The sequence below is a fragment of the Chitinophaga rhizophila genome, assembly GCF_019492185.1.
Lineage (GTDB): Bacteria > Bacteroidota > Bacteroidia > Chitinophagales > Chitinophagaceae > Chitinophaga > Chitinophaga rhizophila.
Map to the genome: position 1 here is coordinate 460,283 of NZ_JAICCF010000001.1, position 16,032 is coordinate 476,314.

General features: G+C 46.1%; 4 protein-coding genes. All 4 read right to left on the reverse strand.

Annotation, left to right across the window (positions count from 1 at the left end; genetic code table 11):
- Positions 1 to 8: 8 nt before the first annotated feature.
- Genes K1Y79_RS01680 through K1Y79_RS01695 form a run of 4 tightly spaced genes read right to left on the reverse strand, consistent with a single transcriptional unit; the run spans position 9 to position 15,818 of the window.
- On the reverse strand, positions 9 to 2,660 hold the full coding sequence (locus tag K1Y79_RS01680) for a non-ribosomal peptide synthetase (RefSeq protein ID WP_220248264.1): 2,652 nt from the start codon (positions 2,658 to 2,660) through the stop codon (positions 9 to 11).
- Between the two features lie 40 nt (positions 2,661 to 2,700).
- Positions 2,701 to 7,014, reverse strand: coding sequence for a non-ribosomal peptide synthetase (locus K1Y79_RS01685; RefSeq protein ID WP_220248265.1), 4,314 nt, complete (start codon positions 7,012 to 7,014; stop codon positions 2,701 to 2,703).
- 1 nt (position 7,015) lies between these two features.
- Complete coding sequence (locus K1Y79_RS01690; RefSeq protein WP_220248266.1) at positions 7,016 to 8,902, reverse strand: class II aldolase/adducin family protein; 1,887 nt, start codon at positions 8,900 to 8,902, stop codon at positions 7,016 to 7,018.
- Positions 8,886 to 15,818, reverse strand: coding sequence for an amino acid adenylation domain-containing protein (locus tag K1Y79_RS01695; protein WP_220248267.1), 6,933 nt, complete (start codon positions 15,816 to 15,818; stop codon positions 8,886 to 8,888). The genes K1Y79_RS01690 and K1Y79_RS01695 overlap by 17 nt, the downstream gene beginning before the upstream one ends.
- Between the last annotated feature and the right edge of the window lie 214 nt (positions 15,819 to 16,032).

Below are 16,032 nucleotides of genomic sequence, written 5' to 3' on the forward strand. Positions count from 1 at the left end.
ACGCCTGATCAATTATTGATACTGTTTAAAATATTTAGTGTCTCATCCATTACCTCTACTGATTCTGTGATAGTAGTCTCCAGCATTTCATCTTTAGTCACATTACCTGTCAGGTAAGCAGCCAGCCCCTGGATATTCGGATATTCAAAAATGGTCATCGGAGCCACTTCCTTCTTTATACCTTCAATACTGTTAATGGCGTTCACCATCCTGATAAGTTTGAGTGAGGTGCCGCCTATTTCAAAGAAATTGCTGTCCACACTGATATCTGCTGTTCCCAGGTGCAGGATCTCTGCCCATAGTTCTACCAGGTGGCGTTCAATATTGCTTTCGGGGGCCACATATGCTTTGCGGATAATATCGCGGGAAGTAACTGCAGGTAATGCTTTGCGGTTAATCTTTCCGTTAGGGGTCAATGGAATCACATCCAGCGCCACATAAAAACTGGGCGTCATATAGTCCGGCAGCTTCCTCAGCAGGTATTCACGCAAGGCGCTTTTATCAATCGCTGCACCCGCTACATAATAGGCAACCAGCATCATTTCCCCATTTACTTCGCGCACATCTGCCACCACTTGCCTGATGGTTTCATCAAAACGGGCAATGTTCACTTCTACATCGCCCAGTTCTACGCGGTTACCACGTACTTTCACCTGCTGATCCCTTCTGCCCAGGAACTCAATGATTCCGTCCGGCAACCAGCGGCCAAGATCTCCTGTTTTATAGATCCTGCCATATGTTATAGTATCGACAAACTTTTCGCCGGTTAACTGGTCATTGTTGAGATACCCTAAGCCTACGCCAGTACCTCCTATACATATTTCACCGGCTACACCTACGGGCACGACCTGTTCATGGCTGTTGAGGATGTACACCGTAGTATTACGTACAGGTCTTCCGATTGGTATATTAGCCGTTTCTGTATCTCTTAAGAGGTGATAAACCGATACATCGCTGGCCTCACTAGGTCCGTAACTATTGTAAAACTGTACTTCAGGATATACCTGTTGCAGCTTCCTGACCTGCCTGATATCAATTGCTTCCCCGCCAAGAATCACCTTCTTCAGAGAAGCCAACTGTGACAGGTCTACTTCCAGCAGACTATAGTACAGCACGGGGGCTGCATTGATAATGGTGATTTTGTTCGTCCCGATGAATGCAGCGGTACGCTGAGGGTGGAAGTCATTATCAGGATATATGGTTGCTCCTGCTATCAGCGGAGCAAAATAATTTTTCTGTGTAAGATCAAAACTGGCATTACTGATAATACCTACACGGTCTGCAGCCGTTATACCCATTTCATGTATGTACCAATTGATGGTATTTGTAAAACCGCGATAGGTATTGACTGCGCCTTTCGGATTACCGGTAGAACCGGAAGTATACATCAGATATACGATATCATCCGGAGTAATGCTGATACCAGTTGCAGCGGCGGATAAGCCCCCTGCCTCTGCATGAAACTCCTTCACAATATGCTCATCTATTGTCAGCATACAGCCGGCGTCCTTAAGAATGTACTTCAGGCGTTCTTCCGGCAGATTCGGATCAGCGACAACATAGGCATGGCCGGATTTCAACACACCCAGCAGCGTAATGATCAGATCATCTGATTTACGTACGGTCAGTCCGATATAACGGCCGCTATCATTGCCTTTTTGTAACAGGTAATGAGCAAACTTGTTAGATAGTTCGTCCAGTGACCGATAACTCACGTTTCTTCCTTCAAAGGATACGGCGGTATTATCTGGTGTACGGGCTACCTGCGCAGCAAACAGATCCAGCAATGTTGCAGCGCTATCGTATGCAACCGCTGTATCGTTAAAGCCATGAATAATAGCTTCTTTTTCAGCAGCTGTCATAAATGAAAGCTCTTCCACAACAGTTGCGGGCTGCAACAGGATATCCGCCAGCAACTGTTCCAGGTGTACAAATGTTCTCAACAGCAACTGCGGGTGGTAGCCCTTCCCATTACACGTCATACCAATTGTCAGCGTCGTGTCGCCGCTTATAGTAAAAACGATGTCCCAGGGAAACGTTACGGGTAAGTCATCCGTATCCGTCACCAGTATTCCGCTCTGCAAACGGAAGCGCTGCACAATGTCTGCAAAACCGAAAGTGTTATGTCGCTTTGCTTCTTTTTCTGTTACTTTTTCCTTTTCCAATACTGCATCAAAACCACTTCCGGCATCAATGCAGTTTCTGACAGTCAGCACATCATTCTGACCGGTAGTATAAGAACAGATATTGATATCTTTCAGACCAGTATACCTGTAAAACAGGGTTCTTACCACTGCCTTAAGCAGCGTTATCAACGATACCTGGTGCTGTATGGCAAAGTCTTTTAAACGGGTAGTCAGTGATTCCCGGAGAATATGGGTTAATTGAACAGGCCCGCTTACAGTCTCATTGCCGGCCCTGAAGCAGGCCAGATCTGTCAATGGCTGCTCTTCTTCAAACTGTTTTTCCCAGTATTGCTGGTCGTGCGCCTGCTGACGGCTGCGCAGGTATGTTATCAGCGCTTCCTTATGCGCTCCGAGGTAGGCCTTATCACTCTCTGTCAGGTGCTTCAATACCCCTACGAGACGCAGGTTGCTCCCGGAATCATCCAGCAGGAGGTCTATACCTTTATTTCTTAGTTGTGTGATTAATTCCAACATGTTTCTTTCAATTCTTGTTATTGAATAAGTATTCCCGCCGTTAGATGATCAACTCTCCAAATTCATCGTCGCCTGTCATTGCTACACCTGACAGCTCTTCCGGTAATGTGCCGATGGTCCTGTCGAGGAAGGCAGGGTAAGTGCTCAGCATCTGCTCATACCGGCTGAGGAACTGTAACATTGTTTCATGACGGAATAACCTTGTGTTGTATTCCAGTCTGAGCAGCATCTCACTACGACGGAACGTAACATCTATCTTAAAGTCAATCTTTGCTACGTCCATCAGATCTGCGGAAGATGTATACTCACTGATGACCGCACCACTCGCCAACCTGGGGTTTAACGCCATGTTTTCTTCATGATGGAAAATGATGGTCGTATCAAATACAGGATTCCTGGAATAATCAGTGTGCTGCACAAACTGCTCTACCATAAGGTCAAACGGATAGTCTTCATTTGCATAGCTTTTCAGAAACTCCTGACTATTGTACCTCACATATTCTTCTAATGTCAGCGCTGGATCAACAGTCATCTTCAATGGGAGAAAATTGATAAATGAACCGATCAGTGGCTCCAGATCAATATGCGTTCTGCCGGAAGTGATGGTACCGATAATGAATTGTTCCTGCGCAGTATACTGATACAGTAACAAGCCGAATAAAGCAATACAGAAATCTGTCTGGTTGATATTCTTTTTCTCCAGCACAGCCCTGATACCTTCCAGCCGTTCTCCATCTATCACCAGCGTTCTTGCATAACCTTCATGCGAGATCATCGCCGGCCGTTCATTATCCAGGGGGAAGCTCACTGAAGGGATACCTGCGCTCAGAAAATGCTTCCAGAATGTTTCCTGGGTTGCATACTTTCTTTCATGCCAGTATACATAGTCTTTATACTGTATCTGCAGCGGCTTCAGTGACGGGGTGATGCGACTGAACATGGCATTATATACCGCAATTACCTCTTTATAGATAATTTCCCGGGACCACCCGTCACTTACAATGTGATGTAGTGTGATCAACAGGATGTGGTCATCGTCTGCTACCTTCAGTAAGGTAGTCCGGATAGGAATATCCTGGTCAAGATCGAAAGGTGTAAGGCTTTCCGTTTTGATCAGCTCTGCCGGGTCTCCGCTCACCTCAATGACTGGTATATCAAATGCTACCTGATCAGCAGGCAGTACGTACTGATAAATGTCTCCGTCTGCAAAACGGAACAGTGTACGGAGCGATTCATGCCTTGCTATCAGATACCGGAATGCATCAGTAAACAGCGCAGTATCCAACGCGCCTTCAATCCTATAAGACAAGGGAACATTAAACAGATGCCTGTTTTCTTTTCTTAAAGAAGACAACCACATCCGCTTCTGTGAATTAGACACTTTATAGCGCTCCTGTTGAGGAACGGGTGTAATATGTTCATACCATTCCTGCCCGGATACCGGCAATAGTCCGGCAAGCAGGTAAGGCGTTGGATTATTATAAATATCCTTCAGGGTAAGTTTTACTGAAAATTCCTTATGTACGCGGCTCAGCAGCTGAATCGCTTTGAGACTATGACCTCCTGCACTGAAAAAGTTATCATCTGCCTCCAGGTGAGGGGCCTTCAGTACATCTCTCCAAAGGTTGATCATTTGCTGCTGTACCGGGGAGTAACCCTGCATATCTGCAACGGGCGACTTCTCCAGCATTTTGTCCAACTGCTTGTAGTCAGTTTTATTATTGGCGGTGACGGGAATTTTATCTGTTTGCACCAGGAAGGAAGGAACCATATAGTCAGGCAGGAAAGCCTTCAATGTCTCCTTCAGGTTATCCGTATCCACTTTCTCGGCCGAGATCAAAAAGGCTACCAGCACCGGTTCTCCACCGGTCTGCTGTACATATACTACTGCCCTGCTTATGCCTGGCAAAGCAGCGATTACGTGCCTCACCTCTTCAGGTTCTACACGGTACCCCCTGATCTTAACCTGATTATCACTTCTACCCAGGAATAAGATGTCTCCGTTCAGGAACTGAATACCCACATCTCCAGTCGCATATAATCTGCCATACACAGGGTGCTCAATAAATTTCTGCGCAGTCAGTACAGGCTGATGCAGATATCCCTGTGCCAGTCCGGCTCCTCCTATGTAAATGTTCCCTATCACACCCGGCGATACTGGCGAAAGCAATGCGTCGAGCAGAAAAGCTGTATTATTATGAATAGGCTGGCCGATAACAGGACGTGCCTGATAGGCATCCAGCCGGGTTATGTCTATTCGATGCGCTATACATCCAACGGTTGTCTCTGTCGGACCATAATGATTCACGAACTGTATATGCGGAGCAATACGATGTGCCTGCTGTACATCCGCTACGTTGATTTTCTCTCCACCAAGCAGTATCATTCTTAACGCCGAATGCTCCAGGGTTCCGGCATTAACCGCATTTATCAGCAAGCCAAAGTAGGCGGGCGTCAGTTTAAGATAGGTGATGCTGTGGGAAAGGATATACTTTAAGACCTCGTCTGTCTGATACAGCATTTCTTTGTCCACAAAATGAATTGTGCCTCCAGAAAGTACTGTACCCCAGGTAGCGGTATAGCCCAGGTCGAACGCATAGGATGATAGCAGTATGGAGCTGTCACCACTGTCTACACCCAAATCTGCCTGTAGCCATTGTACGTAGTTCACTAATGAACTGTCAGTAATAGCAACTCCTTTTGGCTTGCCTGTCGTTCCTGATGTATAGATCACGTAGGCAACGTCTAATGGGTTCCGGACAGGCAATTTAACATTTACTACTGTCTGCTGCTCATGCCTGTAATAAAGTGGCGTAACATCTGGGATAGCAGTTGTCAGCGTTGTATATTTTTCTTCGGTGAGTATATACTTCAGCGCTGCATCGGCCGCAATGTGTATCATTCTCTCCCGGCTGTCTGTAGCGTCCACTGGTACGTAAGCTGCTCCGGCCTTTAATATTCCCAGCATGAATACCATGAGCGAATATCCGGCATCGCACAGTATACCGATGCGATCTCCATTGCCGATGCCTTTCTGGGCAAGCAGCATTGCCAGCGCGGTAGCATCTTTATCCAGTTGTCCGTAAGTATATGAGCCAGTTTCATCTACAACTGCAGTCTTTGTCAGGTACTCGTCTGCAAGTGATAAGAATATACTTGTCACCGTCTCAGTTTGCGCCGCCGTAACATTTTCTTCAGCCGGCATTGCGGTAGTCAGTGAAGGTAATTGTCCGATTGTGGCTACACCACCTGATAACAATTGCATGCAGTAATGGGCCCACAACTGGATCACGAAGGCCGCATCTTCTTCTTCAAACTGGGCGGCATCGTATATATAGGTCGCTGTTATTGCTGTGTTGGTATGATGCACCTGCAATCTGAGTCTTAGTGCAGGATCGTCTACACTGCTCCCCGCAATTGTAAACGTGTCTTCTTCTGCAAACAGTTCCTGGTCAATATATTCAAACTGAAAGCCTAGTTGCGTCATAGCAAACTTAGCATAGGTTTCGTTTACAGGTACAAATTCCTTCTGTTCTTCAATGTTGTTCAGCGCTGACTGAATAATTGAGATATAGTCAGGCAGAGTTGTATCCTGGGTGACCGTACCCGGCTGAAATGGCAGCGTGATGGCGAATGCACCCGTATTTTGGTACAGCTGACTAAAACTTCTGCCATGATGCACATATCCCATGCGGAATGCTTCTTCCTCACCGGAAAGCTTCCATAGTACCAGGTACCAGGCTGCCAGCAACATTACTTCTTTCTGGGAACCCTCTGCATATGCTGTGGCTAGCGTCTTATTGGCGGTAAGCGTATGACTAAACAGCTTTGCAGGTTTACCGGTAACTGTGCTGAAACTGATTTTCGGCGGTATGTCTGCGCGGGTATTGTTTTCCCAATATTGCCGGTTACTATCCTCCTGCCCTGCAGGCAACTGATTTTTCCAGGCAGCATATTGCAGGTAGTCTATTTCCGGCGCGGCCGCCGGCCTTCCGTTGTATGCTGCAAGGATCTTATGCATCAAAGCAACCAGGCTCCAGCTGTCGTAGAAATAGCTATCTGCTTCCATCTCCACCAGCATAGCGCCATCCTGAGCAGGCGTCCGTTTTATACGCAATGCCGGTAACTGTCCTTCCTCCTGCATTACTACAGGAATACCTTCTTCTTCATAATAACGCACCACCATCTGTTGATGTGGTTCTTCGGAGCTCACCTCCCGGATGGCAGTATCCAACTTACCGCTATCTGCCACCTGTACGAGAAACGACATAGTGGTCTGTGCGGGTTCCCGGTCGTTACTGTTTATATACAGGAGTTGTTGCTGGGGCGACAATTCATAGGTCTGTTTACGCATGCTATATATTTATGGATTCCGGGTAATACTCACCGAGGTCAGGGTATTCACGTTCTACTCTTCTGGCAAGAGCATCAAACTCTATCTTAAAACCTAGCGGATTAGCAATCCAATCCTTGGATTCACGTGCAACATCGCTGTCAACAAGACTGATCTTTGCATTTAGTTCCCTGGCTTTTACGTTCAGGCGCATTGCCCGCTCAAGACAGATAGTATACATGATGGCAGTCTCAATATCATCGCCACAGGTAATGCTGCCATGATTTGCCAGTATCGCTACACTGTTATCCTGTAGGGCGCTGGTAAGTTTTGCTGCGCTGTCGAGATTATTGACCGGGCCATCAAAGTCCTTGTAAACAATATGGTTTTCGTAGAACATACAACTGTTCTGATCTATTGGCAATATGCGGCAATCTTCCAGGGCGGAGAACAGGGTACCCCATGGAGAGTGAGTATGAACGATACAATGAATATCTTTATTTGCCTGATGGATACTGGAATGTATGCAGAACCCGGCCACATTAATTGGGTGATCGCCTTCTACTACGTTGCCATTTTCGTCTACCAGGATGAGATTATCAGGGGTCACTTCGTCAAACAGTACGCCGAAAGGGTTTACCCAGAACAGATTTTCAGACCCTGGCACTTTCACACTGATATGCCCACTGATACTTCCTTCGTCGAGATCGAGCATCCGCAACATACGGCACGCCAGGGCAAGCTTGTACTTCAGCATCTGTTTGCTGTTACCATATCTGGACTCTTTTGTGAAGAAGTGACGGGCAGTATTCTGGCGGGAACTACTAACAATATTCTCAGGAGTGTTACTCTCTTGTTTTACCGGGGCATAGTTTTTAATACCATCTTCTTCAGACATGGATACGAAGAGGCTTCTTTTGCCCGTATAAGATTCACGACCGTGGGTATAACCCACGTTGTCCATCAGTAGCAGGTCACCTTTCTGCCAGTCAAATTTAAACATGACTTTATCGTAGGCGTGACGTACTGCATCCAGGTCTTCCACAGCGATATCAGATCCATCTCCATAGAAAGTGTTCCTTGGAAGATTTTCCTTACCATAAGTCTCTACGAGATAGTTCACTACGTCTTCATTCAGGTTGGAATAGTGAAAGAGATGCGCCTGGTTAAACCAGATCTTCTCTCCGGAAATTTTGTCAATAATGGTTGCCTGTGCTACCTGCGATATCCTGAGCCGGTTATCATCCAGCCATTTGAAGGTCATTTTTCGCTCTTTGCAGTAGGCCTCTACTGCAGCTTTGTCACCGGTGCCAAAGAACTGTTCCCAGCTGATGTCCATCTCGTCTGAGAAGTTACGGACGTACATGATGCCACCCCGAGCTTCAAACCGTTCTACAATGGATGCAGGTATCTGCTTTAATACGGCCGCACTGCTACATACAGGGGTTTGTCCGCCGGTTTCTGATGGCTGTTCACAATAGAAGAACAGCTTCTTTGGCCAGAAATCGGAATAGGAATGCTCATTATGCTGAGGTATTTTCTGTTCTTTCGGATATTCTGTTGAAGTATAGATAGCGTCATCCAGTTTAGTTCGCGGAGTAGAAGGTTCTGAATACTCCAGTGCTTTACTATCAGAAGTGATCTTTACAATCTCTGCAAATTCCGGCTTACCATTGACCTCAAATCCTCTGAAAAGCAGTATGCGATCTTTTTTGTACAAAGACCTTACCCATTCATTGTTGGCTTCTATCCACTGCTGAAGAGAAGTGCCCTGCGCTACGGCAGTTACGACCCTAATCTTCGTATACTCATTACCTATCTGTTGCAGGGTTACATCTGCCGGTGCCTGTACACCTGCTTTGATTTCTTTGGGTTTAGATCTGAGCAGATCTTCAAGAGTGTTTTTCATCTTTTTGTTTTTTAAAGCTGGAGAAACTATCAAATAACTGGTTCTGTAAGGCAGCCGTCTTCTTCTTTCTGAAAGCGGTATATTCCTCACTGAACGTATTTAAAAGGTTAACGGGTGTTCTGATATCATCTGTGATCTTCTGCAATAGCTGGCAATAGGCATGGATGACCAGTTCTATAAAGTCCCTGTCATACATGGCAGTCCGGAACTCAAATACACCGGAGAGATGACTTTCTGCTACTTTCATATGCAGGCTGAAATCAAATTTAACATCTGCCTGATCGGGATAATATCTTTTAATCTCGCTGATGCCCGTGGTACGGCTTATCATTTTAGCATCAAAAGATTCTTCGCTGAAAACAAAACGCCCCTGGAAGAGTGCTTCATGTTTTTCCTGCCTGTCCTGGTTCAGCTGAAGGAGTAATTCATCCAGGGATATATCCTGATGCTGGATGTCCTGGTTAATGTCCCTGTTCGCATTCCGTAGCAGTTCTTTGAATGGCAATGCGGGATCAATAACCAGACTTACAGGTATTGTATTAATGAAGAATCCTACCACGTGTTCCAAGCCGCGTTGCGGTCTTCCTGCTACTGATGTACCAAGTGTTATACGTGCCCTGCCTGATATATGGTGCAGCAGGACATTAAAAGCGGTCAGCAGCAGCGGGTATAGCGATACGCCGTTATCTGCAGCCATTTGCTGAAGACATGTCAGTATCGTATCCGGAACCTGGAAGCTAAGCGTATTACCACCTGCATTATCGGAACGGGCAGGTTTCCTTTGTTGTAACAGTAAGTTTTCACTTACCGCCAGTTTTTTCAAACGATTCTTCCAATAAACTACCGTATCCAGGAAAGTGTCGCTGGCATAGTATCGCTGTTGCCATAAAACAAAGTCCCTGTAGGTGTAGGATGTTGTAGCGGAGAGCGCTACCGGCTCATTATATAAGGCAATCCATTCTTTTATCAGAATATCCATTGACCAGGCATCACTGATCAGATGATGCATAACAATGACCACAAAGTATTTACCCTCTGGCAGTCGGATAATTTTAAGTTTTGACAACGGAGCAAGTGTCGTATCAAATCTGTAGCCGTTTTCACGATTGAGGATAGCCGTCAGCCCGTTGTTATCAGGCATTGTTTCCAGTGTCTCCCATTCTATAGCAGGCGTCACTGCATCTTTTACATATTGCACAGGTGCCTGCTCAGCTGCATCGAATGCAAAAGTGGTACGGAAACTCTCATGGCGTTGGCAAAGCGTAGTATACGCTGCTGCAAAGCGCTGTGCATCGAAGTTACCTCCGATTAATATACCATTTGTTATATTGTAGGCATTAGAGCTGGTGTCTGTTGCGTCTAAGATCCATAGTCTCCGTTGATTGCTGGACAATGAGCACTTTTCACCAGGAGCAAATATGTGCTTATTCAAAGTAATACTAGTAGCAAGCCGCTTTTCCACCAGTTGGGCCAGCTCCTTGATAGAAGGCGCGTCTATCACGTCCATTATCTTCAGGTTTGACCCGTATTGCTGGTTAATCAGGTTGATCATGCGAAATGCCCTGATACTGTTTCCACCTGCCTCAAAGAAATTATCAGTAACCCCTATGCGCTCACGGCCTAACACTTCCTGCCAGGTGCTTACAAAAGATGCCTCGACAGCACTAGTGGGCAGCACCTGCGCCTCGCTGGATATGTATGCCTCTAATGGCAGCCGGAGTAACGCATTTCTGTCTGTTTTCCTGCTGGGTGTCAGTGGGAATACTGTCAATGGCACAATTACCTGGGGGATCATATAATGAACGAGGTGCTGCTTCAGCGCTGCTATCACTGTTTCTCTGCTGATGCTTGCCTGGTCGGTCAATACATAGGCTACCAGCATTTCGTTATTCAGGAGTACAACAGCATCCTTAATTTCCGGTAATCTCACCAGTTGGGATTCAATCTCACCCAGTTCCACCCGGAAACCGCGCACCTTAACCTGATGATCATTACGACCCAGGAATATGATATTGCCATCAAAGTCCCATTTGGCAATATCTCCTGTTTCATACATTTGACCTTCATCAAAAGGATCAGGTATAAATTTCTGTGCGGTCAGCGCAGGGTTACCATAATAACCTTTTGCCAGACCATCGCCGGCGATATACATATTCCCCTTCACGCCTACCGGTACCGGCTGATAATACCTGTCGAGTATATAAATGCGGGTATTATTAACAGGAAAGCCAATACTTGCCACATCTTCCGGCTTAGATATCTGCTTCCTGCAGGAGTAAACAGTTGTTTCCGTCGGACCGTACATATTCCAGACTTCCTGACAATGATCCAGCAGGAAACTACCGAGTGTATCACTGAACACATCTCCCCCGCACAGTACTTTAAGTCGGGCACTCCCCTTCCAGTGACTATCTCTTAACAGCTGATAGAAACTGGGCGTGGCTTGTATAAACGTAGGATCAACAGTGGCTATAGTACTGATCAATGCAGTGGGATCAGATAACAGGTGCTGTTCAGCAATATACAGCGTGGAGCCTGCTATTAATGCTGTAAAAAAGTCTGCCACAGAAATATCAAATGCATAAGATGTAACAGCAAACACCAGATCCTCAGGTTTCATACCTGGCGACATCATCATGCTTGTCAGCAGGTTCAACAGCGACCGGTGGCCAATCTCAATCCCTTTAGGATTACCTGTGGATCCTGATGTATAAATGATATAGGCGGTATCTTGCGGCGATACCCTATATAACAACGGCACATGATCAGCACTGGTAGTATTGGATACTATTGTATCCAATGCGAACACCTGCATATCAGCTGACACATTTTCGGTATGTGCATTGCTAACGATGAGCAGCTTAACGCCGCTTTCTTTAACGACGTATTCAATACGCTCTGCCGGATATGATGGATCAAGAGGAATATAGGGCCTTCCTGTTTTCTGGATAGCTGTCAGTAGCACCACCATATCAGCAGACCTATCCAGCATTACGCCAATAGGCCTCTGATCGCCGGTTCCCAGTTCCCTTTGCAGATATGCGGCTATTTTATCTGACAGGTCATCAAGCTGCTGATAGGTATATGTTTTTATACTATCCTTTACTGCGACCTTACCGGGTTGCAAGTGTACCTGTACCTCGAACAAGTGCAGCCATGTTTTATCTTCCGGAAAATCAACAGTTGTATTGTTGAAGCCCAGCAGTAATTGTTGTTCTTCTGCTGCTGAAATATATCCTGTGCGGGCAATCAGGCTATCTGGGTCAACGGTAATTCTATCGAGTATACTATTAAGATGTGGGAAAATGTTTTCAATCAGCCTTTCATCATAGATATCTGTATTATAAGTAACTGCCAGCTCCAGGCTTTCTTTTTCCATGAAGCTGAACGTCATATCAAAGTGAGAAGTCTTTGTGTCCACTTTATATTCACTGATGGCGAGTCCAGTTTCCTGCCCGGGCAGATACAATCCGAACTGGTTGTGCAACACTACCATAACATCGAAAAGCACGGAGCGGCTTCTGTCTGGCTGTAGTTGTAATTTACTTACCAGTTCATCAAATGGGTAATCCTGATGTGTGTAAGCATCTGCCAGCAGTCGCTTTTGCTCTTTTAGCAGATCTGTAAAGGTCCATTCATCATTGATTAATGTCCGGATGGCTAGTGTATTCAGGAACAGGCCAATTCCTTTTTCAAGGTCTGGATGTCTTCTGCCCGCTACTGGTGTTCCAATAATCAGATCAGGTTGACCGCTATACCTGTACAACAATGCGTTGACCGCTGTCATGAGCGTCATAAACAGGGAGACCTGATGTTGTTGAGAGAAACGCTTCAATTGCACATATTGTTCTGTCGAAAAGGTATGCACAATAGTTGCCCCCTTAAAGGACTGTTTTACCGGCCTTTTCCTGAAAGCGGGCAGTGCCAGCTGCGGAATATCGCCCTGGAACTGCTGCAGCCAGTATTGCTCATCACTATGGTATCGTTCCTGTTCTTTGCTATCCTGTAGCCAGCCTACATAGTCTTTGTATTGATGCACAGGCATTACAGGTTGGTAGTTGATATCTTTTTGCAGATGACTATAAGTCTCCAGTATTTCAGCAAGTAGTAGTTCAACCGACCATCCATCACTGATAATGTGGTGCATGAGTAGGAGGAGAACATGCTCGCCCGCTGCAACCGGCGCGATTCCAGCTCTTATAAGCGGAGCGGTGCTCAGGTCAAATACGGTATTAGTAAATGCCTCAATATCAGTAGTTGTAAGTATATCTAATGTAATCCGGGCGTCTTCAGGTTGGATTACCTGCTGCCGTACTTCTGCGTCTGCCATAGCTGGTGGGAATCGGGTACGTAGTATTTCGTGCCTGGCTACCAGCATCTGGATTGCTTTCTCAATAAGGGTCGTATCCAGCATGCCGTGAATTACTACGCCTGCAACGATATTATAGGCCTTTTCGCCTCCATCCAGCTGACTCAGTATCCATAAGCGTTGCTGTGCAGCGCTGAGCGGATAACTTTCAGCTGAGGGATAAACAGGCAAAGGAGTATAGATACTATTGCGCAGTTTGCCGCTCAGGTCTTTAATATAGGGCGTCTGCAGGAAATCCCGGAAGGTAATGGTACGGGACAATCGCTGATACAGCCGGTTGATGACCTGGCCTATCAGCAGACTATGGCCTCCCAGTTCGAAGAAGTTATCTGTAATTCCCACGCGTGTGATGCCAAGTACGTCCTGCCAGATAGCGGTCAGTTCGTATTCCAGTTCATTAGCAGGCGGCACATATGTATTCCGCACCAGATTATCCGCCTGTATGCCCGGCAATGCTTTTCTATCGGCCTTTCCGTTTGGAGTAAGTGGTATTTGCTGTACCTGCACCAGGTAAGAAGGCGTCATATACTCGGGTAACTGCTGGCGCAGATAGCTCTTCAGGGTATTTCTATCGGGCGTACCATCTGCTGTGTAATACAGCACGAGTACTTTTTCCCCGTTTACTTCACGGGTATCTGCGACTACCTGTCTGATGCCCTGGTAACCGGAGCTTACATTTTCTATTTCGCCAAACTCGATGCGGTATCCCCTGATCTTTACCTGGTGGTCTTTCCTACCCAGGTATTCGATGTTGCCGTCAGGTAGCCAGCGGGCAATATCTCCGGTATCGTATAATACCTCGTGGGGATTAAAAGGGGCTGGTATAAACTTTTCGCGGGTAAGTTCCGGATTGTTCAGATAGCCTCTGGCTACACCAACACCTGAGATGTATAGTTTTCCGGCCACACCGACGGGCAGTAGTTGCAAAGCATCGTTAAGGATATGCAGACGTATATTATCAATGGGTTTACCGATAGGAACCGTGCTGATAGCTGGTTCTTCTGCACAATCATAATAGCTGACGTCAATACAGGCTTCAGTGGGGCCGTACAGGTTGATAAGACTTACGTCAGGTAATTCTCTCAGGAAGGTATTGCGGTGATGCAGGGTTAGTGCTTCTCCGCTGGCAAAGACCTGCCGCAGACTTTTCAGCAGCGGTTTTTCTTCCGGATGTGCAAGGATATATTCCATGAAAACGGCCAGCATCGAAGGTACAAAGTGCATAACGGTGACCTGGTGCCGGGCGATATTTCTTACCAGCGCAGCAGGATCTTTCTCTGCTCCCGGTTCAGGCACAGCTACAGCAGCGCCATACAATCCCCACCAGAGCAGCTCCCACACTGATACATCGAATGAATATGTTGTTTTTTGGAGGATAGTGTCCGTCATATCCAATGCATAGACTTTCTGCATCCATACAAGGCGGTTCACCAGCGATCGATGTGTGATCATTACTCCTTTAGGATTACCGGTAGTTCCTGAGGTATAGATGACATACGCCAGATTGCCTGGCTGTACGTCAGACTGTGGATCAGTAAGAGGATATAGGGCCTGCTGCGCGCGGAATGCTGACAACACTTTATCATCAATAATGATGCTTGCGCCCGAATGCTGTTGTATATAGTTGATTCTTGCAGCAGGATATTCCGGATCTATTGGTATGTATGCACCACCTGCTTTCAGTATACTGATGATGGTGATGACCATCCATTCACTTCTCTGCAATTTAATACCTACCAACTGATCGGGGGTGATATGATAGATAGTGCGTAGGTAATGGGCAAACTGATTGGCCAGCTGATTAAGTTCCTGATAACTGATTGTTCCGTCTGCATAAGTGATGGCAACATTTTCAGGACAAGCCCTTACCCTGTCTTCAAACAGTGATACAATCGTTTCCTTGTCAGGATAGGGAACGCTAGTATCATTAAATGCAGCGGACACCAGCTGTACATCTTCTGCGGAGATAAATGGAATGTCACGCAGTGGCTGATCCGGCAATGCTGCGAGACCGCTGAGTGTCTGGCAGAAAACCGTTGCAAACTGGCTGGCGATATGTGGATGAATGATTGTGTTATTAAATGTCAATGCTAGACTGATACCTTCGTCATTCACCTGTAAGCCGGCCAGCAGATGTCTTCCAAGCAATTCAATATCCTTACCGGAATTAAAGGTGATAGCATATTTATAATCTGCACTTAACGGCAGTATCTCTCCCTGTTTGATCTGTTCCAGTGTTTGCTGGAGTGAGCGGGCGATTAGTTGCAGCAATGATCTGAATGGCTGTGTCACATCGGGTTGGCTGATAGCAAGTGGGAATGCAAGCTCATGCCCGTTTAACTGCAGATATACTACCAGTGAATGACCTGCGTGGTCAAAATATTTATGCAGTAACATACTGTAAACTGCTGCCACTACCGAGAACCTGGATAGTTCGTTCTGGTTGGTCAGTTTGTAGAAGTATGCAATTTCGTCTGATGTTATTGATACACTGATCGTATCCGTACTAGTGGCGTTCACCAATGCTAACGGCTCTAAAGAACTCATATCGACATTCATTTCAATATAGTATGTAACCGGAGGATATTGCTATATCCGGCTGGGTAACATGAGGCAATAACATATTGCATCCCCATGCGGGAACGGTATGTTTTTTTCTTATCGGACTTACATCAGGATATTAGCTGTTAATATCGTCGTGGTAACGTAAGTATAAGCTTTATAAAGTTTAATGTTGCCTGCTTAAAGCTGGTCTGGCATG

What these genes read in the sequence shown, in the direction of transcription:
- K1Y79_RS01680 (WP_220248264.1), bottom strand. Translation starts at nt 2,660, where the DNA reads ATGTTGGAATTAATCACACAACTAAGAAATAAAGGTATAGACCTCCTG.
- K1Y79_RS01685 (WP_220248265.1), bottom strand. Translation starts at nt 7,014, where the DNA reads ATGCGTAAACAGACCTATGAATTGTCGCCCCAGCAACAACTCCTGTAT.
- K1Y79_RS01690 (WP_220248266.1), bottom strand. Translation starts at nt 8,902, where the DNA reads ATGAAAAACACTCTTGAAGATCTGCTCAGATCTAAACCCAAAGAAATC.
- K1Y79_RS01695 (WP_220248267.1), bottom strand. Translation starts at nt 15,818, where the DNA reads ATGAGTTCTTTAGAGCCGTTAGCATTGGTGAACGCCACTAGTACGGAT.